26 protein-coding genes are annotated in these 24,043 nt (G+C 71.1%); 21 read left to right on the top strand and 5 right to left on the bottom strand.

The genetic code is table 11. From position 1 onward, the window contains the following. Positions 1-81 precede the first annotated feature (81 nt). A complete protein-coding gene (locus tag ACEN9V_RS03620) occupies positions 82-567 on the bottom strand; it encodes a hypothetical protein (RefSeq protein ID WP_413602168.1) in 486 nt (161 codons plus the stop codon). Between the two features lie 132 nt (positions 568-699). Between ACEN9V_RS03620 and ACEN9V_RS03615 the strand changes: the two genes are divergently transcribed. Continuing rightward, the gene (locus ACEN9V_RS03615; protein ID WP_413602167.1) at positions 700-1,347 is read left to right on the top strand and encodes a DUF1990 family protein; all 648 of its coding nucleotides are present in this window, start codon (positions 700-702) and stop codon (positions 1,345-1,347) included. Here the strand turns inward: ACEN9V_RS03615 and ACEN9V_RS03610 are convergent. After that, entirely contained in the window at positions 1,344-2,051 is a 708-nt protein-coding gene (locus ACEN9V_RS03610; protein ID WP_413602166.1) for an HAD family hydrolase, read from the bottom strand. The two genes, ACEN9V_RS03615 and ACEN9V_RS03610, sit on opposite strands and share 4 nt — an antisense overlap. Positions 2,052-2,079: 28 nt before the next feature. Between ACEN9V_RS03610 and hemW the strand changes: the two genes are divergently transcribed. Then, on the top strand, positions 2,080-3,312 hold the full coding sequence (gene hemW / locus ACEN9V_RS03605) for a radical SAM family heme chaperone HemW (protein WP_413602165.1): 1,233 nt from the start codon (positions 2,080-2,082) through the stop codon (positions 3,310-3,312). 10 nt (positions 3,313-3,322) lie between these two features. On the opposite strand, the gene ACEN9V_RS03600 is transcribed toward hemW, so the two are convergent. Next, positions 3,323-3,754 carry a DUF4870 domain-containing protein gene (locus ACEN9V_RS03600; RefSeq protein ID WP_281264231.1) on the bottom strand — a complete coding sequence of 144 codons (432 nt, stop codon included), beginning with the start codon at positions 3,752-3,754 and terminating at the stop codon, positions 3,323-3,325. 108 nt (positions 3,755-3,862) lie between these two features. On the opposite strand from ACEN9V_RS03600, the gene hrcA reads away from it, so the two are divergent. The 3 genes from hrcA to ACEN9V_RS03585 all read left to right on the top strand — a co-directional run bounded on the left by hrcA (position 3,863) and on the right by ACEN9V_RS03585 (position 6,864). Then, positions 3,863-4,885, top strand: a complete 1,023-nt coding sequence (gene hrcA / locus ACEN9V_RS03595; RefSeq protein WP_402728474.1) for a heat-inducible transcriptional repressor HrcA — start codon at positions 3,863-3,865, stop codon at positions 4,883-4,885. Between the two features lie 126 nt (positions 4,886-5,011). Then, on the top strand, positions 5,012-6,124 hold the full coding sequence (gene dnaJ, locus ACEN9V_RS03590) for a molecular chaperone DnaJ (RefSeq protein WP_413602164.1): 1,113 nt from the start codon (positions 5,012-5,014) through the stop codon (positions 6,122-6,124). Continuing rightward, positions 6,124-6,864, top strand: coding sequence for a 16S rRNA (uracil(1498)-N(3))-methyltransferase (locus tag ACEN9V_RS03585; protein ID WP_413602163.1), 741 nt, complete (start codon positions 6,124-6,126; stop codon positions 6,862-6,864). The genes dnaJ and ACEN9V_RS03585 overlap by 1 nt, the downstream gene beginning before the upstream one ends. A 28-nt stretch (positions 6,865-6,892) precedes the next feature. On the opposite strand, the gene ACEN9V_RS03580 is transcribed toward ACEN9V_RS03585, so the two are convergent. After that, a complete protein-coding gene (locus ACEN9V_RS03580) occupies positions 6,893-7,321 on the bottom strand; it encodes a hypothetical protein (protein ID WP_413602162.1) in 429 nt (142 codons plus the stop codon). 18 nt (positions 7,322-7,339) lie between these two features. Here ACEN9V_RS03580 and ACEN9V_RS03575 point away from each other — a divergent pair, with 18 nt between their 5' ends. The 12 genes from ACEN9V_RS03575 (at position 7,340) to ACEN9V_RS03520 (ending at position 19,567) form a co-directional block, all read left to right on the top strand. Beyond that, positions 7,340-7,681: a histidine triad nucleotide-binding protein gene (locus tag ACEN9V_RS03575; RefSeq protein ID WP_281264236.1), complete on the top strand. Its 342-nt coding sequence runs from the start codon at positions 7,340-7,342 to the stop codon at positions 7,679-7,681. Beyond that, positions 7,671-8,801: a PhoH family protein gene (locus ACEN9V_RS03570; RefSeq protein ID WP_413602161.1), complete on the top strand. Its 1,131-nt coding sequence runs from the start codon at positions 7,671-7,673 to the stop codon at positions 8,799-8,801. The genes ACEN9V_RS03575 and ACEN9V_RS03570 overlap by 11 nt, the downstream gene beginning before the upstream one ends. Further along, entirely contained in the window at positions 8,798-9,259 is a 462-nt protein-coding gene (gene ybeY, locus ACEN9V_RS03565; protein WP_413602160.1) for an rRNA maturation RNase YbeY, read from the top strand. Before ACEN9V_RS03570 ends, ybeY begins: the two co-directional genes overlap by 4 nt. After that, complete coding sequence (locus ACEN9V_RS03560) at positions 9,256-10,587, top strand: hemolysin family protein (protein WP_413602159.1); 1,332 nt, start codon at positions 9,256-9,258, stop codon at positions 10,585-10,587. Before ybeY ends, ACEN9V_RS03560 begins: the two co-directional genes overlap by 4 nt. Beyond that, on the top strand, positions 10,584-11,507 hold the full coding sequence (era, locus tag ACEN9V_RS03555; RefSeq protein ID WP_281264239.1) for a GTPase Era: 924 nt from the start codon (positions 10,584-10,586) through the stop codon (positions 11,505-11,507). Before ACEN9V_RS03560 ends, era begins: the two co-directional genes overlap by 4 nt. A 56-nt stretch (positions 11,508-11,563) precedes the next feature. Further along, positions 11,564-12,823 (top strand): sensor histidine kinase, encoded by a 1,260-nt coding sequence (locus ACEN9V_RS03550; RefSeq protein ID WP_413602158.1) that lies wholly within the window; start codon positions 11,564-11,566, stop codon positions 12,821-12,823. Next, the gene (locus ACEN9V_RS03545; protein WP_402728480.1) at positions 12,820-13,491 is read left to right on the top strand and encodes a response regulator; all 672 of its coding nucleotides are present in this window, start codon (positions 12,820-12,822) and stop codon (positions 13,489-13,491) included. The genes ACEN9V_RS03550 and ACEN9V_RS03545 overlap by 4 nt, the downstream gene beginning before the upstream one ends. A 144-nt stretch (positions 13,492-13,635) precedes the next feature. Then, positions 13,636-14,388, top strand: coding sequence for an ABC transporter ATP-binding protein (locus ACEN9V_RS03540; protein WP_281264242.1), 753 nt, complete (start codon positions 13,636-13,638; stop codon positions 14,386-14,388). Then, positions 14,385-15,782 (top strand): ABC transporter permease, encoded by a 1,398-nt coding sequence (locus ACEN9V_RS03535; RefSeq protein ID WP_413602157.1) that lies wholly within the window; start codon positions 14,385-14,387, stop codon positions 15,780-15,782. The genes ACEN9V_RS03540 and ACEN9V_RS03535 overlap by 4 nt, the downstream gene beginning before the upstream one ends. A 180-nt stretch (positions 15,783-15,962) precedes the next feature. Continuing rightward, positions 15,963-17,735 (top strand): 2-isopropylmalate synthase, encoded by a 1,773-nt coding sequence (gene leuA, locus ACEN9V_RS03530; RefSeq protein ID WP_413602156.1) that lies wholly within the window; start codon positions 15,963-15,965, stop codon positions 17,733-17,735. A gap of 186 nt (positions 17,736-17,921) precedes the next feature. Beyond that, positions 17,922-18,773 carry a DNA repair protein RecO gene (recO, locus tag ACEN9V_RS03525; protein ID WP_413602155.1) on the top strand — a complete coding sequence of 284 codons (852 nt, stop codon included), beginning with the start codon at positions 17,922-17,924 and terminating at the stop codon, positions 18,771-18,773. Beyond that, positions 18,770-19,567, top strand: coding sequence for an isoprenyl transferase (locus ACEN9V_RS03520; RefSeq protein ID WP_413602154.1), 798 nt, complete (start codon positions 18,770-18,772; stop codon positions 19,565-19,567). The genes recO and ACEN9V_RS03520 overlap by 4 nt, the downstream gene beginning before the upstream one ends. Positions 19,568-19,604: 37 nt before the next feature. Here ACEN9V_RS03520 and ACEN9V_RS03515 read toward each other — a convergent pair whose 3' ends face one another. Continuing rightward, entirely contained in the window at positions 19,605-20,558 is a 954-nt protein-coding gene (locus ACEN9V_RS03515) for a LysR family transcriptional regulator (protein ID WP_413602153.1), read from the bottom strand. 71 nt (positions 20,559-20,629) lie between these two features. Here ACEN9V_RS03515 and ACEN9V_RS03510 point away from each other — a divergent pair, with 71 nt between their 5' ends. From ACEN9V_RS03510 to ACEN9V_RS03495, 4 genes are all read left to right on the top strand, one after another. Beyond that, the gene (locus ACEN9V_RS03510; protein WP_413602152.1) at positions 20,630-21,655 is read left to right on the top strand and encodes an aminotransferase class V-fold PLP-dependent enzyme; all 1,026 of its coding nucleotides are present in this window, start codon (positions 20,630-20,632) and stop codon (positions 21,653-21,655) included. Between the two features lie 59 nt (positions 21,656-21,714). After that, positions 21,715-23,100: a glycine--tRNA ligase gene (locus ACEN9V_RS03505; protein ID WP_281264249.1), complete on the top strand. Its 1,386-nt coding sequence runs from the start codon at positions 21,715-21,717 to the stop codon at positions 23,098-23,100. A 66-nt stretch (positions 23,101-23,166) separates the two neighbouring features. Continuing rightward, entirely contained in the window at positions 23,167-23,889 is a 723-nt protein-coding gene (locus ACEN9V_RS03500) for a DsbA family protein (RefSeq protein ID WP_413602151.1), read from the top strand. Then, positions 23,886-24,035: a hypothetical protein gene (locus tag ACEN9V_RS03495; RefSeq protein ID WP_281264251.1), complete on the top strand. Its 150-nt coding sequence runs from the start codon at positions 23,886-23,888 to the stop codon at positions 24,033-24,035. Before ACEN9V_RS03500 ends, ACEN9V_RS03495 begins: the two co-directional genes overlap by 4 nt. Positions 24,036-24,043: the final 8 nt, after the last annotated feature.

Here is a 24,043-nt window from a genome sequence, read left to right as displayed (position 1 = left end):
GGGAGGCTGTCGCTTTCGCGTGACCGGGACCGGGACCGGGACCGGGACCGGGGACCGGGGACGGGGCTGCGCGGAACCGGCTCAGCGGCGGGCGCGGGCCCGCAAGGCGGCCAGAACAACCGCCGGGAGGCTCGCAGCAGCCAGTCCCGCCAGCGCGGTCCGCACGATGGTCGCCTCCGACACCGTGGCGAAGTCGGTCGCGGACGTCGCGACCACCGCGGCCACGACGGCACCGAGCGCCAACAGGACGGTCGTCCCGCCGAGCAGGACCGGGAGCCGAGGGTGGTGGTGGCGGCGCACCGCGGTGACGAGCGTCGCGCCGAACAGCAGCACGCCGGCGCCGGCCGCCGACGCCCCGATGCCGGCGACGACGTTGACGGTGTCGAACGGGGTCCAGCCGCTCGCCGCCCCGGTCGAGTAGCGCGACGACGCGCCGTACCCGGCGACGGCCTGGTCGACGGTGATCCGTGCCGCGGCGGCAACCGCGAACGCCACGAGCGTCGCGATGGCGAGGACGACGACCCGGCGGTCGACGGACCGGCGGGGGGTGGGCTCGGGCGTGGGCACGCGCCAACGATAGGGGCGGGACCGGGGCGACCACGGCCTCCAGTTCGGGGTGCGCGGAAAGCGGACGGCGACCCGAGCGGGGTCCGGGCCGGTCGGTTCGATCCGTGCTCCGCGCCCCAGTACGATGGCCGCATGAGCAGCCGCGGAGGGTACCTGACCGCCCTGACCTACGGAGCGGTCGGTGCGACGCAGGCGCCGGACCTCATGACCTACCCGCCGGAGGGCTTCGTCCCGGCGGAGTCGCGCTCGCGGATCGGCCACGGCGACCAGCGGTTCGAGACCGCGGTGACGCAGGCGCTGACGTGGCAGATCCAGGAGCGCAGCGGCATCCGCGTCCACGTGGAAGAAGCGCCGGACGACGACGAGGTCCGCTACAACCCGGTGACGTTCGACGAGCAGGGCGTCCCGATCGCCCCGGCATCGATCGGCACTCCCCGGGTCGAGAAGTTCGCGCCGGACGGCACGCCGCTCGTCACCGCGGGGACCTCCGCCGTGCTGACGATGCACGCGTTCGGGCGGACGGTGCAGGCGCCGGTGCGGGTCGTGTCCGTGATCGACGAGCCCGACCGCAAGGGGTTCGCGTACGGCACGCTCGAAGGGCACCCGCTCTCCGGTGAGGAGTCGTTCGTGGTGGAGCGCACCGCCGACGGCTCGGTGTGGCTGCAGGTCCGACAGTTCTCGCAGCCGGCGAGCCGCAAGTGGCAGTTCGTCGCACCGCTCCTGCGTCGGCAGCAGCGCGTGATGGCCGAGAAGTACCTCGGGGCGCTCCGCGGCGACTAGTCCTCGTCGACCGGCCGGAGCGGCGGCAACGCCGCGATCGCGTCCTCGATCAGCGCGGCGTCCGTGACGCAGTCGCGCGCGATCGCGACGGCGTTCGTGTGTCGCAGTGCGTCCACGTCGTAGACCCCGGTCGCGACGGCCAGGAACGGGATCCCGACCGCGTCGGCCGCTTCGCCGTCCCTGGGGGTGTCGCCGACGATGACGGCGCGGGTGCCGGCGAGTGCGGTGGCCGCGAGGGCGGTGACGCCCGCCCGCTCGATCTCCTCGTCGCCGAAGTACGAGTGCTCCCAGTCGAACGCGGCGACGTCGAACCCGGCGCCGAGCAGCTTCACGCGGGCCCGGTACGCGGAGTTGCCGGTCAGCAGGCCGTTGCGCCAGCCGATCTCGGCGAAGCGCGCGACCAACGCCGTGGCCCCTGGTGCCGGCGTCCGGTGGTCGCCGGCGCGGTGTCGTTCCTCGGACAGGTCGCGGAGGTGGCTGCTGACGGTCGGGATGACCCCGTCGTCGAGGTCGTGCGCGCGGACGTGCTCCGCGATGATGCCCGCGTCGGTGCGGCCGTGCTGGTGCCCGACGAGCTGGGGGAGGTCGCGCCCGATCGCCCGCTCGAGGGCCAGGTGGTAGAGGTTGCCCGGGGACGTCGCGTTGCGGACGAGGGTGCCGTCGATGTCCCACAGCACCGTGGTGGGGACGGGGTGGTGCTCCATGACTCCATCATGACGGACAATGGACTCCATGCCGAGTGCTCTGCCGATCGCCGACCCGGCTCCCGTGGACGGCCTGATCACCCCCGGGCCGGGCGCGGGCGACGTGCCGTTCGGCGTCTACGTGCACGTGCCGTTCTGCCGCGTCCGCTGCGGGTACTGCGACTTCAACACGTACACGGCCTCCGAGCTCCGCGGCGTCCGTCGTGACGACTACGCCGGACACGCCGTCCGCGAGATCCAGTGGGCCGCGCAGGTGCTCGACCGTTCCGGTGTGCCGCGTCGTCCGGTCTCGACGGTCTTCTTCGGCGGAGGGACGCCGACGATGCTGCCGGCGAGCGACCTCGCGATGGTCCTCCGCGCCATCGACGACACGTGGGGGATCCTGCCGGGGGCCGAGGTCACCACCGAGGCGAACCCGGACTCGGTCGATGCGTCCTCGCTCGAGACGCTCCGCGCCGGCGGGTTCAACCGGATGAGCTTCGGCATGCAGTCGGCGGTGCCGCACGTGCTCGCCACCCTCGACCGCACCCACGACCCGGAACGCGTGCCGCTCGTCGTCGACCTCGCGAAGCAGCTGGGACTCGACGTCTCGCTCGACCTCATCTACTCGACGCCGGGGGAGTCCCTCGACGACTGGCGCACCTCGCTCGACGCGGCGATCGCGTGCGAGCCCGACCACGTGTCGGCGTACTCGCTCATCGTCGAGGACGGCACCGCCATGGGCCGCGCGGTCAAGCGCGGCGAGCTGCCGGCGCCGGACGACGACGTCGCCGCGGACATGTACGAGCTCGCGGACCGGGTCCTCGGCGATGCCGGGTACGGCTGGTACGAGGTGTCGAACTGGGCGAAGGGCGACGAGCACGCCAGCCGCCACAACCTGTCGTACTGGAAGGGCCACGACTGGTGGGGTGTCGGCCCCGGCGCGCACTCGAGCGTCGCCGGCACGCGCTGGTGGAACGTCAAGCACCCGGCCGCGTACGCGAACCGGGTGCTCGCCGACGAGTCGCCGGCCGCAGGGCGCGAGACCCTGGACGACGAGACCCGGTACGTCGAGCGCGTGCTCCTCGCCACGCGCGTCCGCGGCGAGCTCCGGACGTCCGAACTCCGCCAGGAGGGCCGTGGCCGGGTCGCGGGGCTCATCGCCCGTGGTCTCGTGGACGGGCGCAGTGCCCTGGGGGCGCCCGGTACGCCGGGTCGCCTGGACCTGACGCTGCGCGGCCGCCTGCTCGCCGATGCAGTGGTCCGCGAGCTGCTCGACTAGCCCTGGTCCGTCAGTTCTTGACGAACTCGATCGACAGCGGGTACCGGTAGAAGCGGCCCTGGTTCGCGGCGACGGCGGCCATGATGCCGAAGACGATCGACACGACCCACACGCCGAAGATGATCAGCACGCCGATGCCGAGCCACGACGTGACGACGCCGACCGCGTACGCGATGGCCATCGTGATGTGGAAGTTCAGGGCGACCCGGGTGTGCTCGCGGACGAACTGGCCACGGTCGCGCAGGACGAAGTACGCCACGAGCGGGGCGATGAAGTTGAAGAGGATCCCGCCGACGTGCGTGAGCGTGGCCCAGAGGCGCTGGTCCTCCGGCGTCATCGGCTGCGGTGGCTGGTAGTACGGCCCGGGGCCCTGCGGTCCGCCGGGCTGCTGGCCCCAGGGTCCGCCCGGCTGTCCGTTGCCCGGCTGCTGTCCGTAGGTCATGCCGGAAGCGTAGCGACCCGATGTGGAGAAGTGTCGGGACGTCGGTGCGCGGGCGTAGGATCAGCACTCGACACGTCCGAGTGCCAGCACGAGTGGAAGGGGTCCGGGTTGGTCAGCGAACGCTCCCTCGAGGTCCTCAAGGCCATCGTGCGCGACTACGTCGCCTCGCGCGAGCCCGTCGGGTCGAAGACGATCGTCGAGCGCCACGCCTTCGGGGTCAGCGCCGCGACGATCCGCAACGACATGGCCCTGCTCGAGGACGAGCAGCTGATCATCGCGCCGCACACCTCGTCCGGGCGGGTGCCCACCGACAAGGGGTACCGCGTGTTCGTGGACCACCTCGCCGCCGCCCGCCCGCTCTCCAGCGCGCAGCGGCACGCCATCGAGACCTTCCTCGGCGCGTCCAACGACCTCGACGACGTCCTCGGCCGGACCGTCCGGCTGCTCAGCCAGCTGACCAACCAGGTCGCCCTCGTCCAGTACCCCTCGATGGTGCGGGCGCGGGTGCAGCACGTCGAGCTCGTCCGGCTGGGGGACTCGCGGCTGATGGTCGTGCTCATCACCGACACCGCCAGGGTCGAGCAGCGCGTCGTCGAGACCGACGTCGCGCTCGACGAATCCGCGCTCGTCGAGCTCCGCACGGTGCTCAATGCCGCGACCGTCGGGCTCCTGCTCCACGACGTCCCGACGGCGCTGCGGGAGATCCCCGCGCAGATCCGGCCGGAGTCGCAGACCCTCGCCGGCGTCGTCGTCGCGACCGTGATCGAGCAGGTCGCGGCGAACCGGCAGGACCGCCTGGTGATGGCGGGCGCGGCGAACCTCGCGAAGAGCGAACAGGACTTCTCCGGCGGACTCTTCCCGGTGCTCGAAGCGATCGAGGAACAGGTGACCCTCCTCCGGTTGTTCGGGGAGATGCAGCTCGACGACGTGTCCGTCACCGCACGGATCGGCGTCGAGAACGCGGAGTACGGCCTCGACGCGACGAGCATCGTCGCCGGCGGGTACGTCGCCGCAGGTGGTGAGGTCGCCCGACTGGGCGTCCTCGGACCGACCCGAATGGACTACGGCTCCAACATGGCCGCGGTCCGCGCGGTCGCGCGGTACCTGTCCAGACTGCTCGGAGAGAATTGACGACCGCCGCAGTGCACGCCGACCGTGCCAGCCCGACCACGGCGGCGACGCGGGCCGACCGCGTGACGTGACCACGGCCTCCAGGCCGAACCGACCAGACGACCGACGAAACCAACTGAGGGATACGTGGCAGACCACTACGACGTCCTCGGTGTCCCGCGTGACGCGGCCGACGCCGACATCAAGAAGGCGTACCGACGCCTCGCGCGCGAGCTCCACCCGGACGTGAACCCGAGCCCGGACGCAGCCGAGCGCTTCAAGGACGTGACGCACGCGTACGACGTGCTGAGCGACCCCGAGCAGCGGAGACGGTACGACGCCGGCCCGCAGGCCGACAGCCCGTTCGGCGGTGGGGCCGGCGGCTTCAGCGACATCTTCGACGCCTTCTTCGGCGGCGGCGGGGGCGGCGGCCGGGGCACCGGTCCGCGCAGCCGTGCCGAACGCGGACAGGACGCCCTGCTCCGCATCGACGTCGACCTGGACGAGGTCGTCTTCGGCACGCACAAGGACGTCGAGGTCGACACGGCGGTCCTCTGCGAGACGTGCGGCGGTTCCTGCTGCGCCCCCGGCACGAGCCCGCGCACCTGCGACATCTGCGGCGGTTCCGGCCACATCCAGCGCCAGGTCCGGTCGCTCCTCGGCAACGTCGTGACGAGCGCACCGTGCGGCACCTGCCGCGGCCACGGCACCGTCATCCCGAACCCGTGCCCGACCTGCCAGGGCCAGGGCCGCGTCCGCGCCCGTCGCACCATCCCGGTGGACGTCCCCGCCGGTGTCGACTCCGGTCTGCGCCTGCAGATGCCCGGTCAGGGCGAGGTCGGCCCGGCCGGCGGCCCGTCCGGCGACCTGTACCTCGAGATCCGCGTGCGCCACCACGACGTCTTCAGCCGTGACGGGGACGACCTCCTCGCCACGCTCGAGGTCTCGATGACCGACGCGGTGCTCGGCACCACGGCGACGATCGACGGGCTCGACGGTCCGGTCGAGCTCGAGATCCGTCCCGGCGTGCAGAGCGCCGACGTGCTCGTGCTGAAGGACCGCGGCGTCACGAAGCTGCGAGGGAACGGCCGTGGCGACCTCCGGGTCGGTGTGCAGGTCGTGACCCCGACGAAGCTGTCGCACAAGGAGCGTCAGCTCGTCGAGCAGCTCGCGAAGTCGCACAAGGCGTCGCCGCCGCAGCTCGCCCGGTTCCAGCAGGGGATGTTCGGCAAGCTCCGCGATCGCTTCTTCAACTTCTGATGGCGTCGCTCTACCTGGTGGAGTCGCTCGACGGTGTGGGCGTCGGCGGCTCCGTGACGCTCGACGGTGCCGAGGGCCGGCACGCCGTGAAGGTGTCGCGGGTGCGCGTCGGGGAGACGCTGCGGCTCTCGGACGGCCAGGGCACGGTCGTCGTCGGTGCGGTCTCGTCGCTCGGCCGCGACTCGCTGTCGCTGACGGTGTCGGACGTCCTGGTGTCGTCGCGCCCGGTGCCGTCGCTCACGCTCGTGCAGGCCCTCGCGAAGGGCGGCCGGGACGAGATGGCGGTGCAGGCGGCGACCGAGGTCGGCGTCGACCACGTCGTGCCGTGGTCCGCGGCACGCAGTGTCTCCCGGTGGGAGGGCGCGAAGGTCGCGAAGGGTCGTGCCCGCTGGCAGGCGATCGCGCACGAGGCGTCGAAGCAGGCGATCCGGTCGTGGGTGCCGTCAGTGACCGACCCGGTGACGACCGCAGCGCTCGCGGCGTCCGCGTCGTCGGCCGGTGTCGTGCTCCTCGTGCTCGACCCGACCGCCACCGAACGGCTCGCCACGTGGGAGCCGCCTGCTGACGCGACGTCGATCTCGCTGGTCGTCGGCCCCGAAGGCGGTATCGACGGGTCGGAACTCGAACGCTTGTCGGCTGCCGGTGCCGTCCTGGTCCGGCTCGGTGACACCGTGCTCCGGACGTCCACCGCGGGACCCGCCGCGTTGGCGGTGCTGCAGTCGCGGCTCGGCCGCTGGTAGCGGCCGACCGCCCGCGCGGTGATGATCGTCAGGCGCGGCGGTCGAGCCAGGCCTGCAGCTCGGCGCGGGCGTCGGCGATCTCGGCCTCGGACGGGTTCGGGGAGTACCGCGTCCCGATGAACGCGTTGACGAGGGTCTCCCGCGTGACGCCGTCCGCGCCGCGCCAGTCGATCGACGGGAAGCGGTCGACGGCGACGATCTGGTCGCGCCGGATCCGTGTCGAGAACGCGAAGCCGCGCACCACGAGTTCGTCCTCCGACAGGTCGACGCCCGTCCGTGCCCAGCGGAGGGCGACGAGCCCGGCGGCGACGACCAGCACGGCGCTGACCGGCCAGGCGTCCCGTTGCGCGAGCACCAGCGCGACCGCGAACGCGACCGCGATGGCCGCGGCGACCTGCAGGATCAGGCGGATTCGACGGGGCATCGGGATCGTCCGGGAAGACTGCGGGTCGGTCACGCGTTCTACGATGGACCAATGAGCAGCGTGTTCACCAAGATCATCGACCGTGAGATCCCCGCGACCGTCGTCGCCGAGGACGACCGCGTCATCGCGATCGAGGACATCGCCCCGAAGGCGCCCGTCCACGTGCTCGTGATCCCCAAGACCGAGGAGTACGCGAACGTGGCCGAACTCGCCGCGGGGGACCCGGACCTCCTCGCGCACGTGGTCGCCACCGCCCAGCGCATCGCCGACGAGCGCGCCGGCGGCCAGTTCCGACTCGTCTTCAACACCGGCGAAGCCGCCGGACAGACCGTGTTCCACGTGCACGCGCACGTACTCGCAGGCGACCTGCAGGAAGGCAACATTGCCAGCTGACGAAACCGCATCCGCCGAGACCGAAGCCGTCTCGGAACTCAGTGTCGACGGCATCGCCATGGTGCAGCTGCTCGGCCCGCAGGACCGGCTCCTCAAGACCGTGGAACGTCAGTACCCGGGTGTCCGGGTCCTGGTCCGCGGCAACGAGGTGACCCTGACCGGGCCGGAGCGCGACGTCGCCCGCGCCCGCGCGCTCGTCGACGAGCTCGTGGGCATGGTCAAGCGCGGGCAGGACGTCGGGCAGGCCGACATCCCGACCTCGGCCCGCATCATCGACGAGCAGCGCAGCCCGTCCGACGTGTTCGGCTCGCCGATCGTGTCGAGTCGCGGCAAGTCGGTGCGGCCGAAGACGGACGGCCAGCGTGCCTACGTCGACGCCATCGACGAGAACACGATCACGTTCGGCATCGGCCCGGCCGGCACCGGCAAGACGTACCTGGCGATGGCGAAGGCCGTGCAGGCCCTGCAGCGTCGCGAGGTCACGCGGATCATCCTCACCCGACCCGCGGTCGAAGCCGGCGAGCGGCTCGGGTTCCTCCCCGGCACGTTGACGGACAAGATCGACCCGTACCTGCGGCCGCTCTACGACGCGCTCAACGAGATGATGGACCCCGAGCTCGTCCCCAAGCTGCTCGCGGCCGGCACGGTCGAGGTCGCTCCGCTGGCGTACATGCGCGGACGGACGCTCAACGACTCGTTCGTCGTGCTCGACGAGGCGCAGAACACCACGCCGGAGCAGATGAAGATGTTCCTGACGCGTCTGGGCTTCGGCTCGAAGATGGTCGTCACCGGCGACATCACGCAGGTGGACCTGCCGGGGAACGTGTCGGGGCTGCGGCTCGTCACGCAGATCCTCTCCGAGGTGCAGGACATCCACTTCGCCCGGCTCGGCAGTGAGGACGTGGTCCGGCACACGCTCGTCGGCCGCATCGTGGACGCCTACACGGTCTACGACGAGCAGCGGCTCGCCGAACAGGCCGGGCACCGACCTGGAGGCCGTGGCACGGCCCCGGCGGGGAACCCAGCCGGTGCGAACCGGGCCGAGCGCCGTGGCCGGGTCCCGCAGGACCGCCAGACCAGCCCCTACCCCCAGAACGATCCTCGAGGAGGAACCCGGTGAGCATCGAGCTCAACAACGAGTCCGGTGTGCAGATCGACGACGACGCGGTCCAGCGTCTCGCGGCCTTCGCGCTCGACGCGCTGCACGTCCACGCCGACGCGGAGCTCGCCATCGTGCTCGTCGACGAGGGGGCGATGGAGCAGCTGCACGTCCGCTGGATGGACGAACCTGGCCCGACCGACGTGCTGAGCTTCCCGATGGACGAGCTCCGCCCCGGCACCGAGGACGACCCGACACCCGCCGGACTGCTCGGCGACATCGTGCTCTGCCCGCAGGTCGCCGAGGCGCAGGCGAAGACCGCCGGGCACTCCACGACCGACGAGCTCCTGCTCCTGACGTGCCACGGGATCCTGCACCTGCTCGGCTTCGACCACGCGGAGCCGGAGGAGAAGGCCGAGATGTTCGGGCTCCAGGGGGAGATCCTGACCGCCTTCGCCGCCCAGCGCCGGTGGCGGTGACCGCAGTGCTGCTCGTCGCCGTCCTGCTCGCGGTGGCGTTCGTGCTCGTCGTCCTCGGCGGGCTGCTCGCCGCGTCCGACGCCGCGCTCGGGGTGCTCTCCCGCGCTGATCTCGACGACATCGCCAGGGGCAGCAAGCGTCGCCGTGCCATCGAGGCGATCGGGGACGACGTCGGCGCCCACGTCAACGCGCTGAACTTCTTCCGGGTGCTCGCCGAGACGGCAGCGGCCGTGCTCGTCACCATCGCGCTGTTCTCGGTCCTCGACACGTGGTGGCTCGCGCTGATCGTCTCCGCGGCGATCATGACCGCGGTGTCGTTCGTGCTCGTCGGGTCGAGCCCCCGCAGCGTCGGCCGAGCCCACGCGGACCGGCTCATCGGGGTCACCGGTGGGCTCGTGCACGCGGTGCGCATCGTCCTCGGGCCGCTCGCCGGACTGCTCGTGCTCATCGGCGACCGTGTCACACCCGGGCGGAACGGCAGCACGTCGAGCGTGTCGAGTGAGGAGCAGCTCCTGTCGCTCGTGGACGAGGCCACCGAGAGCAACGTGCTCGAGGCGGACGACCGCGAGCTGATCCACTCGGTCTTCGAGTTCAGCGACACGCTCGTGCGCGAGGTCATGGTGCCGAGGACCGACATGGTCACGGCGGACGCAGCGGACACCGTGTCGACGGTGATGGAGGAGTTCCTCGCCGCCGGGGTCTCCCGCATGCCCGTGACCGGCCGGGACAGCGACGACGTCCTCGGCGTCGTCTACCTCCGCGACCTGGCGCGCGCCCTGTACGAGAACGAGAGCGCCGGCGGCCGGGCCGTGACCTCGTTGCTCCGGGCGGCCGAGTTCGTCCCGGAGTCGAAGCACGCCGACGAGACACTGCGGCACATGCAGGCCGCGAAGAACCACCTGGTGCTCGTGGTCGACGAGTACGGCGGCGTCGCGGGGCTCGTCACGATGGAGGACCTCATCGAGGAGCTCGTCGGTGACATCTCCGACGAGTACGACCGCACCGTGATCGACCGCGTCGAGGTCTCCGACGGCGTCTGGCGGATCTCCGCGCGGATGCCGATCGACGACCTCGGCGACCTGTTCGGCGTCGACCTCGACGACGACGACGTCGACACCGCCGGCGGCCTGCTCACCAAGGAACTCGGTCACCTGGCGATCGCCGGCGAGTCCGTGACCGTGTCCGGCGTCGTGCTGACGGCGGACCGCGTCGAGGGCAAGCGCCGCCACCTCATCTCCGTGCTCGCCGAACGCACCGACGCCCTCGCCGGCGCGGAGCAGGCGTTCGACGGCACCGCACCCACCACGACGGGATCCACCTCAGCATGAGCGACACCGACAGCACCCCCACCTTCCGAGCCGGCTTCGTCTCGTTCGTCGGACGACCGAACGTCGGCAAGTCGACGCTGACCAACGCGCTCGTCGGGCAGAAGGTCGCGATCACGTCGTCCAAGCCCCAGACGACCCGCCGGGCGATCCGCGGCATCGTGCACCGACCCGACGGGCAGGTCATCATCGTCGACACGCCGGGTGTGCACCGGCCGAGGACCCTGCTCGGCGAACGGTTGAACGACCTGGTGCAGTCCACCCTCGCCGACGTCGACGTCATCGGGTTCTGCGTGCCGGCGAACGAGCCGATCGGGCCCGGCGACAAGTTCATCAACGAGACGCTCGACCACTTCCCCCGCGCGAAGAAGATCGCGATCGTGACGAAGGTCGACCGCGCCGGCAAGGAGAAGATCGCCGAGCAGCTCATCGCGGTCTCGCAGCTCCGCGAGTGGGACGCGATCGTCCCGACGTCGGGGACCGAGGGGACCCAGCTGGAGGCTCTGCTCGGCGAGATCACCAAGCTGCTGCCCGAGTCGCCGGCGCTCTACGACGCCGAGGCCGTCACCGAGGAGACGAGCGAGGACCGCATCGCCGAGCTCATCCGCGAGGCCGCCCTCGAGGGCGTCCGCGACGAGCTCCCGCACTCGCTCGCGGTGCTGATCGAGGACATGGTCGAGCCGGACCCGGACGACGACCCGAACGGACCGCTGCGCATCTTCGCGAACCTGTTCGTCGAGCGCGACAGCCAGAAGTCGATCGTGATCGGGCACAAGGGCGAACGGCTGAAGGACGTCGGTTCCCGGGCACGTGCCGAGATCGAGTCGCTGCTCGGCGGACGCCACGTCTACCTGAACATCCGCGTGAAGGTCGCGAAGGAGTGGCAGCGCGACCCGAAGCAGCTCGGTCGACTCGGGTTCTGACGCGGGTCATTCCGTGGATTGACGCGCACGACGGCGCGCAGCCGTACCGTGGACGGGTGTTCCGTCCCATGCTGCGCGCCCAGATCGTCGTGGACCTCGTGGTCGCCGGCGTCCTCGGCGTGCTCGTCGCGGTCACGTCGACTCGGGGGATCGACGGACCGCTCGCCTACCTGACCGTTCTCGGCATGACGGTGGCGCTCGCGCTCCGGCGGCTCTCGCCGGGCCTCGCGCTGACCGTCGCGTGGGTCACAGCGGTCTTCCAGATGGTGACGGGGCAGGACCCGGACGGTGCCGACGCGTTCATCGCCGCGATCGTCTACACGACGAGCGCGTACGGCAGCCGACGCGTCCGGCTGGCGGGACTCGTCTCGGCGATCGGCGGCGCGGTCACGGCCGCCGTGTACGTCGGCGCCAAGGACTACGCCCAACGACTGACCATCGACACCGCGACGACTCCGGCGCGCGAGTCGATGCAGGTCACGATCGCGTACTTCGTGGTCATCCTCGCGCTGCTCCTGCTGCCGTGGCTCGCCGGCGTCGTCGTGCGGACCCGTCGAGCCGCGCGGATGAGTCGTGAGGCCCTGCTCCTCGCCGAACGCGACGCGGCCCGCGCGGACCGTGCGGTCGCCGTCGAGCAGGAGCGGGTGCGGATCGCCCGTGACATGCACGACATCGTGGCGCACTCCCTCGCAGTCGTCATCGCGCAGGCGGACGGTGCCCGGTACGCACTGAAGGCCGATCCGGCCGTCGCCGACCAGGCACTCAGCACGATCTCCGGGACCGCCAGGCGGGCACTCGGCGACGTCCGTGAGCTGCTCGGCGCCCTCCGCCACGAGCAGGGAACCGCGCCGACCCCGGACGTCGACGACATCGAGCGCCTCGTGACGGAGATGCGCGCCGTCGGCCTCGACGTCCGGGTCGATCGCAACGGTGACTCCACCACGCTGCCGACCACCACCCAGCTCGCCGTCTACCGCATCGTCCAGGAGAGCCTGACGAACGCGTACAAGCACGGCGAGCACGGCACCCCGGTGCACGCCACCTTGACGTACCGCCCGGACACCGTCGAGATCGACGTGGTCAACCGCCGCGCTGACCACGGGCACGCGGGACCGGGGACCGGGCACGGGCTCGTCGGGATGCGGGAGCGTGCCACCATGTCCGGGGGCAGCATGACCGCTGGACCCCGCGGCGACGACTTCGCCGTCGCGGTCCGGATGCCGGCGCACCCCGCGAGCGGGCAGATGCCGCGGGGGCTCGTCACGACGAGGCAGCCGACGGACCACACCACCGACCAGGAGCACACAGGACGATGACCGACACCCCGATCCGCGTCGCGCTCGTCGACGACCAGGCCCTGTTCCGCACCGGGATCCGGATGCTCATCGACTCGCAGCCGGACCTCCGCTTCGTGGGAGAGGCGGGCGACGGCGCCGCCGGTGTCGAACTCGTCCGCACGGGGCGCCCGGACGTGGTGCTCATGGACGTCAGGATGCCGGTCATGGACGGCATCACGGCGACCGCGAAGATCGTCGAGGACGGCGGGACGGACGGCGCGAAGGTCCTGGTGCTCACGACCTTCGACTTCGACGAGGCCGCGGCGAAGGCGATCCGTGCCGGGGCGAGCGGGTTCGTGCTGAAGGACGCCGACCCGGAGTTCCTGCTCGCGGCGATCCGGACGGTGCACGCGGGGACGGCCGTGTTCGCGGCCTCGGCGACCCGTGAACTCCTCCGCCGGTACGACGACGCGCAGGAGCAGGCGGCGAACGTGCCGGCCGCGTTCGCCGAACTGACGCCCCGGGAACGGGAGATCTTCGACCTCGCGGCCAGGGGCTTCAGCAACAGCGAGATCGCCCAGCACGAGTTCGTCAGCGAGGCGACGGTGAAGACCCACATCTCACGGGTGCTCACGAAGCTCGAGCTGCGGGACCGTGTGCGGCTCGTGGTGTTCGCGCACCAGCACGGGCTCGTCACGAAGGACTGACGATCGGGTACTGCGCGCAGCGCCCGGCACCGCACGGTGTCATCCGGTGGGATGACCCGTCCACAGCGAACCGAGTCGAGCGGACGATCCACGGGAGCCGACGGACCGACGCGGACCGGGCCTCCTGATCGTCAAGGTGGATGCATGACCACCAGCCACGCACCGATCATCCGCCTCGACCACGTGTCCAAGCACTACGGCGACGCCGCGCGCCGCGTCACGGCGCTCGACGACGTCAGCGTCGACATCGGCGCCGGCGAGTTCACCGCGGTGATGGGCCCGTCCGGTTCCGGCAAGTCCACGCTCATGCACGTCGCAGCCGGCCTCGACACGGTGTCCGGGGGGCACATCCAGATCGACGGCACCGACATCACGCAGCTCGGTGACAAGGAGCTCACCGAACTCCGTCGACGTCGACTCGGGTTCGTGTTCCAGTCGTTCAACCTCGTCCCGACGCTCGACGTCGCCGAGAACATCCGGCTGCCGTTCCTGCTCGGCGGGCACAAGCCCTCAGCGGAAGAGTCCGCGTGGATCGACCGGCTCGTCGAGATGCTCGGACTCGGCAACCGCCTGACGCACCGGCCGCACCAGCTGTCCGGCGGTCAGCAGCAGCGGGTCGCGATCGCACGCGCGCTGGCATCGCGTCCGGCGGTGGTCGTCGCCGACGAGCCGACCGGCGCACTCGACTCCCGGACCGGGCGCGACGTGCTCGGCATCCTCCGCGGTGCCGTCGCCGAGTGGGGGCAGAGCGTCGTCATGGTGACCCACGACCCGGTCGCGGCCGCCAACGCCGATCGCATCCTCTTCCTCGCGGACGGCCGCATCGTCGGGGACCGCCCGGCGATGAGCGCCGCGGACATCTCGACCACCATGCTGGGGATGGAGGCAGCAGCGTGAACGCCATCCGCGACTTCTCGCCCACCGTCCTGGTCGCCGCGCTCGGCACCACGTTCGGTTCCGCCCTGGTCATCGCACCCGGCATCGTCACCCAGGCGCTGACGGCCGCCGGCCTCTCCGACCTCGGCCCGATCAAGGCGATCCTCGACGTGATCGGCTGGCTGTTCCTCGGCATCGCACTGTACGTCGGGGCCATCGTCACGGCGAACACCTGCGCAACGCTCATCGCCGGGCAGACGCGGGTCCTCGCGCTCCAGCGCCTGGTCGGTGCCACCGGCGCGACGCTCCGGTCCCGCATCACCCGGGCGGGACTCGTCGTCGGTGTCGTGGGTGGACTCGCCGGTGCGGTCGTCGGCACCGGGCTCTCCGCGCTCTTCGTCGCCGTCCTCCGGGGCAACGGGTTCCTGCCCGACACGTCGTACACGCTCATCCCGTGGCAGCTCGTGCTGCCGATCGTCGCGGTCGTGCTGGCGACATGGGGCGCGTTCGCGGTGGGGTCCCGTCGAGTCCTGACGGTCACGCCGCTCCAGGCGCTGTCCTCGAGCGTCGAGCCGAGCCACGACGACGTCCGGTCCGGCACGGCACGCAAAGTCTGGTCGATCCTGCTGATGGCCGGCGGTGGAGCGCTGATGCTCGTCGGACTCGCCGTGAGCAGCGCGTCACCGCTCGCGGTCCTCCCTGCTGCACTCGGCGGGTTCGTGTCGTTCGCCGGGATCGCCGTCGGCGCGACGATCGTGATGCCGCCCGTCCTGGCGCTGATCGGGCGCATCGGTGCCAAGGACCCGGTGGTGCTGCTCGCCGGCCGGAACGCGATGCGTGCGCCGGGCCGGTCGTCCCGGGCGACGATCGGACTCGTGATCGGCGTCACCCTGCTCGTCACCTTCGCCGTCGCGCTCGGGATGATGCAGCAGGTGCTCGAAGCACAGCTCCGCGGGCAGCTCCAGAGCGGGAGCCCTCAGCAGCTGCAGGGCATGCGCGACTTCTTCGTCCAGGTGAACGGCGTCGTCAGCGTCATCGTCGGGTTCTCCGCGGTGATCGCCGCGGTGGGTGTCGTCAACGCGCTCGCGCTCGGCGTGCTGCAGCGACGGCGAGAGCTCGGGCTGCTGCGTGTGCTCGGGCTGACCGGTGCGCAGGTGCGTCGGATGATCGTGACGGAAGCCGTACAGATGGTCGTCGCGGCCGTCCTCACCGGGCTCGTGCTCGGGACGTTCTACGGATGGGTCGGCGGGCAGACGCTCCTCGGGTCGCTCGGTGACCCTGTCGGCCCGGTGCTCCCGCCGACCACGATCGTCATCGTGGTGGCTGGTGCGCTCGTCCTCGCGGTGGTCGCCACCGTCGCTCCGGTCCGGCGCGCGATGCGCGTCCCGCCGACCGAGGCGCTCGCGGTCGACTGACGGTGCCGGTGGTGCGGAACCGACGCGTCACACGAGGCGGACCGGTGCTACGGTGAAGGAGCTATGTACTCGGCGCTCCTCCTCCTTCGCTGCCGCGACGAGGCCTGACACACCGGCCCACCTCGTCGCGGAGTCTCGTCGTCGGCCGACACCACCTGACGAACCGAAAGCGAACGACCGATGCAGAACACGCAGCGCCCCTCCGGGATGCCGATCCACAAGTACGTCCCGTTCCACGAGCAGATCACCGTCGAACTGCCCGACCGCACCTGGCCGACGAAGCGCATCGACCGCGCTCCCCGCTGGTGCGCCGTCGACCTGCGTGACGGCAACCAGGCCCTCATCGACCCGATGGACGCCGAGCGCAAGCGTGCGATGTTCGACCTGCTCGTGCGCATGGGCTACAAGGAGATCGAGGTCGGGTTCCCCAGCGCCTCGCAGACGGACTTCGACTTCGTCCGCAGCCTGATCGACGAGGGCGCGATCCCCGACGACGTCACGATCCAGGTCCTGACGCAGGCGCGCGAGCACCTGATCCAGCGCACGTACGAGGCGATCGACGGTGCCAAGCAGGCCATCGTCCACCTCTACAACTCGACGTCGATCGTCCAGCGCGAGGTCGTCTTCCGCACCGACGTGCAGGGCGTCGTCGACATCGCGGTGGCCGGCGCGAAGCTCTGCAAGGCCGCAGAGGCCACGCTGCAGCACGACACGACGGTCTACTACGAGTACTCGCCGGAGTCCTACACGGGCACCGAGCTCGAGGTCGCGCTGGAGATCTGCAACGCCGTGCTGGAGGTCTTCGAGCCGACGCCCGACCGCAAGGTGATCATCAACCTGCCGGCCACGGTCGAGATGGCGACGCCGAACGTCTACGCCGACTCCATCGAGTGGATGTCACGCCACCTCGCCCACCGGCAGGACGTGATCCTGTCGCTGCACCCGCACAACGACCGTGGGACCGCCGTCGCCGCCGCCGAGCTCGGGTACATGGCCGGTGCCGACCGCATCGAGGGGTGCCTGTTCGGCAACGGGGAGCGCACCGGGAACGTCGACCTGGTCGCCCTCGGCATGAACCTGTTCACGCAGGGCATCGACCCGGAGATCAGCTTCGCGGACATCGACCAGATCAAGCGCACGGTCGAGTACTGCAACCAGTTGCCCGTGCCGGAGCGCCAGCCGTGGGCCGGTGACCTCGTCTACACGGCGTTCAGCGGATCGCACCAGGACGCGATCAACAAGGGCTTCGACGCCATGAAGGCCAAGGCGGCCGCAGCAGGGAAGAGCATCGACGACGTCGAGTGGGCGGTGCCGTACCTGCCCGTCGACCCGAAGGACATCGGACGTTCGTACGAGGCCGTCATCCGCGTCAACTCGCAGTCCGGCAAGGGCGGGGTCGCGTACCTGCTCAAGACGGACCACGCGATCGACCTGCCCCGCAAGCTGCAGATCGAGTTCTCCGGTGTCGTGCAGCAGCGCACCGACACCGAGGGCGGCGAGTTCACCTCGGAGAAGATCTGGGACCTCTTCCGCGACGAGTACCTGCCGGCCGATGACGAGTCGGACAAGTGGGGGCGGTACGAGATCACGAAGACCGCGACCTCGAGCGACTTCGACGGCACCACGAAGCTCGCCGTCACGATGCGTGTCGACGACGGATCGGTGGACGCCGATGCCGTCGGGACCGGCCCGATCGACGCGTTCCTCTCCGTGATGCGCGAGCAGGGCGTCGACGTCACGCTGTACGACTACTCGGAGCACACGATGAGCGCCTCCGGTGACGCGAAGGCGGCCTCGTACGTGGAACTCGACGTCGACGGCGTGCGGCTCTGGGGCGTCGGGATCGACGCCGACATCGCGACCGCGTCGCTCAAGGCGATCGTGTCCGCCGTGAACCGTGCGGTCCGTGCGGGCGCTGCCGCCGGCGCCTCCCCGGAGCTCGTCTCCGCCTAGCCGGTACGCCACCGGCGCACCGAGGGCCGGATCGCGCCCAGCTGCACACATCGCGCCCCGTCACGACGGGGCGCGATGTGCGTGCGGGGGTGCGACCCGGCGCGTTCCCACGCGGAAGGACCCGCGGCACGCGCGGAAGCCCCGCGCGCGGCGCGCCGTGTCGGGGGCGCGGGGGATACTGGGGGCATGCCGCTGTACCGGGACGAGTGTGTCGTGCTCCGCACCCACAAGCTCGGTGAGGCGGACCGCATCGTCACGATGCTCAGCCGACAGCACGGCAAGATCCGCGCCGTCGCGAAGGGCGTCCGGCGAACAGCATCGAAGTTCGGCTCGAGGCTCGAGCCGTTCATGGTCGTCGACGCCCAGTTCTACGAGGGCCGCTCGCTCGACATCGTGACCCAGGCGGAGTCCCTCGGGTCCTACGGCGCGCAGATCGTCGCCGACTACAGCGCGTACACGGCCGCCAGCGCCATGGTCGAGACCGCCGATCGCTTGAGCGAGGCGGACGCCGGACTCCAGCAGTACCTGCTGCTCGTCGGTGCCCTCCGTTCCCTCGCCCGCAGCGAGCACGTGCCGAGCGCGACGCTCGACTCGTACCTGCTCCGCGCGATGAGCATCGCTGGATGGGCGCCCTCGTTCTCGGACTGCGCGGTCACGGGGGAGCCCGGCCCGCACTCGGCGTTCGTCGTCCAGCTCGGCGGGGTCGTCGCCGACGGGGCCGCGCCTCCCGGATCGCCCCGGCTCGACCTGACGACGCTGTCGCTCCTCGGCTCGCTGCTCGCGGGGGACTGGCGCACGGTCGACGCGGCCGACGAACGGAGCAGGTCCCGGGCCTCCGGCGTGGTCGCGGCGTACGCCCAGTGGCACCTGGAACGATCGCTGAAGTCCCTGCCGCACGTCGACCGCACCGAGTACCCCGTTCCGGTTCCGACCACGCACGGCGGACCGGAAGCGACGGCCAGGGCGGTCGCGACCACCCCGGCACCCCCGCCACCGACCCCCGACCGCAGCGCCCCCGAAGGGACCCGCACCGCATGAGCCCCCGTCGTTCCGTCGAACCGGAGTCCTTCAAGCCGATCGACTGGACCGGCGAGACGCCCCCGGCGATCCCCGCGCGGTTCGTCCCGGACCACGTGGCGATCGTGATGGACGGCAACGGCCGGTGGGCGAACGGTCGCGGGCTCACGCGCATCGAGGGACACAAGGCGGGAGAGGCATCCCTGCTCGACGTCGTCGCCGGCGGGATCCAGATCGGCGTCAAGCACATCTCGGCGTACGCGTTCTCGACGGAGAACTGGAAGCGCTCCCCGGAAGAGGTCCGGTTCCTGATGGGCTTCAACCGTGACGTCATCCGCCGCCGTCGTGACCAGCTGAACGAGTGGGGCGTCCGCGTCCGCTGGGCCGGACGGCGCCCACGGCTCTGGCGCAGCGTCATCGAGGAACTCGAGACCGCCGAGCGGATGACGGCGGGCAACGACGTGCTCACCCTGACGATGTGCGTCAACTACGGCGGTCGCAACGAGATCGCCGACGCGGTCCGATCGCTCGCCGAGGACGTCGCAGCCGGCCGTCTCAAGCCGAGCCAGGTGACCGAGAAGGCCCTCGCGAAGCGCCTGTACGTGCCGGAGATGCCCGACGTCGACCTGTTCCTCCGGAGCTCGGGCGAACAGCGCACCAGCAACTTCCTGCTGTGGCAGTCCGCCTACGCCGAGATGGTGTTCCTCGATCGTCTCTGGCCGGACTTCCGACGCTCCGACCTGTGGGGCGCGATCGAGGAGTACGCGAGCCGCGATCGCCGCTACGGCGGCGCCGTGGACGCCCCCACCGCGTAGCCGCAGGACACACACCACGGGTCAGGCGCGCACCGGGTCAGGCCAGCAAGGGTTCCGCCGCACGCACCGCATCGAGCGCCGCCCGGACACTCGGCACCCGTTCGGCACCGCGAGCGACGACGACCTCGACGCGCCGCGCGAGCTCGTCGTCGACCGGATCGATCGACACCCCTGGCGGGATCACCGTCGTCGCGAGCGCCAGCCGGGGGAGGAGCGCCACCCCGAGTCCGGCCGCGACGAGCCCGACGACCGCTGCCGCGTTGTCGGTCTCGAGCACGATGTCCGGTACGAACCCCGCGCTCGCGCACGAGGCGAGCAGGTGCCCGCGGCAGCGCGGGCAGCCGCCGATCCAGCGCGCACCACGCAGGGAGGCGAGATCGACCGCCGTGGAACCGGCGACGGCACCGACCGGGCCGGCGGGGCGGACGTGCCCCGGGCCTCCCGACCGGAGGAGCGCGAGTCGGACGAGGGCGAGCGGATCGCGACCCAGCGCCCGGGTGACGAGCCCGGCGTCGGTCGCGACGTCGTCACCCACGTACGTGAACGTCAGCGCGACGTCGACCTCGCCGCGCCGGACCAGTTCGAGCGCCTCCGGCGGCTCGACCTCGACGTAGGACGTCGTGACCCCGGGGACCGCGGCCGCCATCGACGCGAGCACGGCGGGCACCAGTGTCGACGAGGCGCTCGGGAAGCCGGCGATCCGGACGCGTCCGCGGGCGAGCCCTCCGACGGCGTCGAGGTCCTCCCGTGCAGCGGTCAGCGCTGCCTGCACGTGCAACGCGTGGTCGGCGAGCACCTGTCCGGCCTCGGTCAGGGTGACGCCGCGTGCACCCCGGAGCAGCAGCGCGTGCCCGAGTCGCTGTTCGGCTCGCTGCAGGAGCTGGCTGACGGCTGGCTGGCTGTACCCGAGCGTGGCTGCGGCGCCGGTGATCGACCCGGCGTCGGCGACGGCTCGGAGCGCGCGGAGCAGCTGCGGGTCGAGATCATCCATAACGCAATGCTATGGCGTTGCAAAGGGACCTGCTCTGGTGTGATGGATCGGGGCACACGAACATGATCCGCATGGACTCCTTCGTCGACGGCCACGGATACCTCGCCGCCTGCACCGCCGGGCTCCCGACGCGGGGGACCCTCGCGGCGATGCGTGCCGACCTCGACGAGTGGGGCACCGGCGGATCGAGTCCGATCCGGTACGGGGACCTCGTGGAAGCAGGGCGGGCCCTGTTCGCGCAGATCGTCGGCGTCGATGCCGGCCGGGTCGCGACCGGTTCGCAGACCTCCGCGATGACCGCGGTCGTCGCGTCGTCGCTGCCGGACGGCGCCGAGGTCCTCGTCCCGGACGGGGACTTCAGCTCGATCGTCTTCCCGTTCCTCGCGCAGGCGCACCGCGGGATCCGTGTCCGGAGCGTCCCGCTCGCGTCGCTCGCGACGGCCGTCACCCCGGACACCGCACTCGTGGCGTGGTCGGCGGTCCAGTCGGCGACCGGCGCGGTTGCCGAGAACGACGCCGTCGTCGCCGCCGCCCGTACCGTCGGCGCGCGGACCCTCTGCGACCTCACCCAGGCAGCGGGGATCCTGCCGATCTCGGCCGCACCGTTCGACGTCACCGTCACCCACGCCTACAAGTGGCTCTGCGCGCCGCGGGGCGTCGCGTTCATGACGGTGTCCGCCGCCGCCCAGGAGTGGCTCCGCCCGATCCAGGCCGGCTGGTACGCCGGCGAGGACGTCTGGTCCTCCTGCTACGGCCCTGCGATGCGGCTCGCCGACGACGCCCGCCGGTTCGACGTGTCGCCGGCATGGCAGGCCTGGCCCGGGGCGGTCGCCGCCCTGCGGCACGTCGCGTCGCTCGACATGGACACGGTCTGGAGGCACGGCACCGGCCTGGCGGACCGGCTGGCGGCCCGCCTCGGGGTCGCCGGGCAGTCGCAGGCCGTGATGACGGTGCCGGATCCGTCCGGCGCGGGGTTGGCCGCGCTCACCGCGGCGGGGATCACGGCGTCCGGCAGGGCGGGGCGACTCCGACTCGCGTTCCACCACTGGAACGACGAGTCGGACGTGGACGCAGTGGCGGCGGTGCTGGGCCGTTAGTCTTGCCGGGTACGTTTCCCGAACCGGGCATCCAGCTCGGCGACCTTACGGAGTTCTCCTTGGCTCAGCCCTCCCGTCTCGACTCGGTCATCGCCCTCGCCAAAGGCCGTGGGTTCGTCTTCCAGTCGGGTGAGATCTACGGCGGATCCCGCTCCGCATGGGACTACGGGCCCCTCGGCGTCGAGCTGAAGGAGAACATCAAGCGCCAGTGGTGGCAGCGGTTCGTCCGCGGCCGTGGCGACATGGTCGGGCTCGACTCCGCCGTGATCCTGCCCCGCAAGGTGTGGGAGGCCTCCGGCCACGTCGCGACCTTCACCGACCCGCTCGTCGAGTGCCTGCACTGCCACCACCGCTTCCGCGAGGACCACCTGATCGAGGCCTTCGAGGCGAAGAAGAACCGTGCACCGGAGGGTGGCATGGCGGAGATCGCCTGCCCGAACTGCGGGACCCGCGGTCAGTGGACGGAGCCCCGCGAGTTCTCCGGGATGCTGAAGACCTACCTCGGCCCGGTCGAGTCCGAGGAGGGCCTGAACTTCCTCCGTCCCGAGACGGCGCAGGGCATCTTCACCGACTTCGCGCAGGTCGTCACGACCAGCCGCATGAAGCCCCCGTTCGGCATCGGCCAGGTCGGCAAGGCGTTCCGCAACGAGATCACGCCCGGCAACTTCATCTTCCGGACGCGGGAGTTCGAGCAGATGGAGATCGAGTACTTCGTCCCGCCTGCCGACGCCGAGACCCACTACGAGCAGTGGATCGCGGACTCGATCGCCTGGTACACGGACCTCGGCATCGACCCCGAGAACCTCCGTCGCTTCGACGTGCCGGACGGCGAGCGTGCGCACTACTCCGACGCCACCGCGGACATCGAGTACCGCTTCGGGTTCCAGGGCTCGGAGTGGGGCGAGCTGATGGGTGTCGCGAACCGCACCGACTTCGACCTCAACAACCACATCGAGTCCTCCGGCAAGGACCTCCGGTACTTCGACCAGGCCGCCAACGAGAAGTACGTCCCGTACGTCATCGAGCCGTCCTTCGGCCTGACGCGGGCGCTCATGGCGTTCCTGCTCGACGCGTACCACGAGGACGAGGCCCCGAACGCGAAGGGCGGCGTCGACAAGCGCACGGTCCTGCGTCTCGACCCGCGCCTCGCCCCGGTCAAGGCCGCGGTGCTGCCGCTGTCCCGCAACGAGCAGCTCTCGCCGGTCGCCCGTGGGCTCGCCGACGACCTGCGGAAGAACTGGAACGTCGACTTCGACGACGCCGGGGCGATCGGCCGCCGCTACCGTCGCCACGACGAGATCGGCACGCCGTTCTGCATCACGGTCGACTTCGACACGCTCGAGGACAAGGCCGTCACCGTCCGCGAACGCGACACCATGGCGCAGGAACGCGTCGCCCTCGACCAGCTGCAGGGCTACCTCGCGCAGCGCCTCGTCGGCGCGTAACGACCGAGCACCACCGACGCGGTCGACTCCGGGAATGCTCCGGGGTCGGCCGCGTTGTCGTTGAGCATGAGCAACGACAGCGTGAAGGTCGATGTCTGGTCCGACATCGCGTGCCCCTGGTGCTACATCGGCAAGCGGAAGTTCGAGGCGGGCGTCAGCGCGTTCGGAGGCGACGTCGAGGTCGAGTACCACTCGTTCGAACTGAGCCCGGACACCCCGGTGGACTTCGAGGGCACCGAGGCCGAGTTCCTCTCCGGACACAAGGGCATGCCCGTCGACCAGGCGCAGCAGATGCTCGACCAGGTCAGCGGGATCGCGGCGTCCGTCGGGCTCGACTACGACTTCGACTCGATGCACCACACCAACACCGTGAAGGCGCACCAGGTCATCCACCTGGCGAAGCAGCACGGCAAGCAGCTCGACATGGTGGAGCGGCTCTTCGCGGCGTACTTCGAACGTGGTGAACACGTCGGACAGGAGTCCTCGTTGGCCGACCTGGCCGCCGAGGTCGGGATCGACCGCGACGAGGTGCTCGCGACCCTGCGCGACGACGCCAAGCTCGCCGACGTCCGTGCCGACCAGGCGCAGGCCCAGGCGTACGGCATCAACGGCGTGCCGTTCTTCGTGATCGACGGCAAGTACGGCGTGTCCGGTGCGCAGGACCCCGCGGCGTTCGAGCAGGTGCTCCGCCAGGTCGTCGCGCTGCGCGAGTCGACGCCGGAGGAAGTGGCCGCGGCGACCGAGCGCGCTGCGGACGACGCGAGCGCGGACGTGGAGGCGACCCGATGACGGACCTCGACGTGCGCGCACAGGCCGCGCCGAGCCTCCAGGCCGTGCCGGGACTGCAGCCCCTGCTGGCGGACGCCGTCGTCTGCGACGGCGACTCGTGCTTCGTCCCCGGGGCGGAGGGCGACTGGTCAGAGGTCCCCGACTAGGGGCGCGG

It is taken from the genome of Curtobacterium sp. Curtsp57 (genome assembly GCF_047324335.1).
Lineage (GTDB): Bacteria > Actinomycetota > Actinomycetes > Actinomycetales > Microbacteriaceae > Curtobacterium.
Note: the sequence above shows the minus strand (reverse complement) of the source record. Positions and strands in the feature narration are given on the sequence as shown.

Bases quoted from the DNA above. Each gene is read 5' to 3' on its own strand.
- ACEN9V_RS03615 (WP_413602167.1), top strand. From the start codon at position 700: ATGAGCAGCCGCGGAGGGTACCTGACCGCCCTGACCTACGGAGCGGTC.
- ACEN9V_RS03610 (WP_413602166.1), bottom strand. From the start codon at position 2,051: ATGGAGCACCACCCCGTCCCCACCACGGTGCTGTGGGACATCGACGGC.
- hemW (WP_413602165.1), top strand. From the start codon at position 2,080: ATGCCGAGTGCTCTGCCGATCGCCGACCCGGCTCCCGTGGACGGCCTG.
- ACEN9V_RS03600 (WP_281264231.1), bottom strand. From the start codon at position 3,754: ATGACCTACGGACAGCAGCCGGGCAACGGACAGCCGGGCGGACCCTGG.
- ACEN9V_RS03585 (WP_413602163.1), top strand. From the start codon at position 6,124: ATGGCGTCGCTCTACCTGGTGGAGTCGCTCGACGGTGTGGGCGTCGGC.
- ACEN9V_RS03575 (WP_281264236.1), top strand. From the start codon at position 7,340: ATGAGCAGCGTGTTCACCAAGATCATCGACCGTGAGATCCCCGCGACC.
- era (WP_281264239.1), top strand. From the start codon at position 10,584: ATGAGCGACACCGACAGCACCCCCACCTTCCGAGCCGGCTTCGTCTCG.
- ACEN9V_RS03545 (WP_402728480.1), top strand. From the start codon at position 12,820: ATGACCGACACCCCGATCCGCGTCGCGCTCGTCGACGACCAGGCCCTG.
- ACEN9V_RS03540 (WP_281264242.1), top strand. From the start codon at position 13,636: ATGACCACCAGCCACGCACCGATCATCCGCCTCGACCACGTGTCCAAG.
- leuA (WP_413602156.1), top strand. From the start codon at position 15,963: ATGCAGAACACGCAGCGCCCCTCCGGGATGCCGATCCACAAGTACGTC.
- recO (WP_413602155.1), top strand. From the start codon at position 17,922: ATGCCGCTGTACCGGGACGAGTGTGTCGTGCTCCGCACCCACAAGCTC.
- ACEN9V_RS03520 (WP_413602154.1), top strand. From the start codon at position 18,770: ATGAGCCCCCGTCGTTCCGTCGAACCGGAGTCCTTCAAGCCGATCGAC.
- ACEN9V_RS03515 (WP_413602153.1), bottom strand. From the start codon at position 20,558: ATGGATGATCTCGACCCGCAGCTGCTCCGCGCGCTCCGAGCCGTCGCC.
- ACEN9V_RS03510 (WP_413602152.1), top strand. From the start codon at position 20,630: ATGGACTCCTTCGTCGACGGCCACGGATACCTCGCCGCCTGCACCGCC.
- ACEN9V_RS03500 (WP_413602151.1), top strand. From the start codon at position 23,167: ATGAGCAACGACAGCGTGAAGGTCGATGTCTGGTCCGACATCGCGTGC.
- ACEN9V_RS03495 (WP_281264251.1), top strand. From the start codon at position 23,886: ATGACGGACCTCGACGTGCGCGCACAGGCCGCGCCGAGCCTCCAGGCC.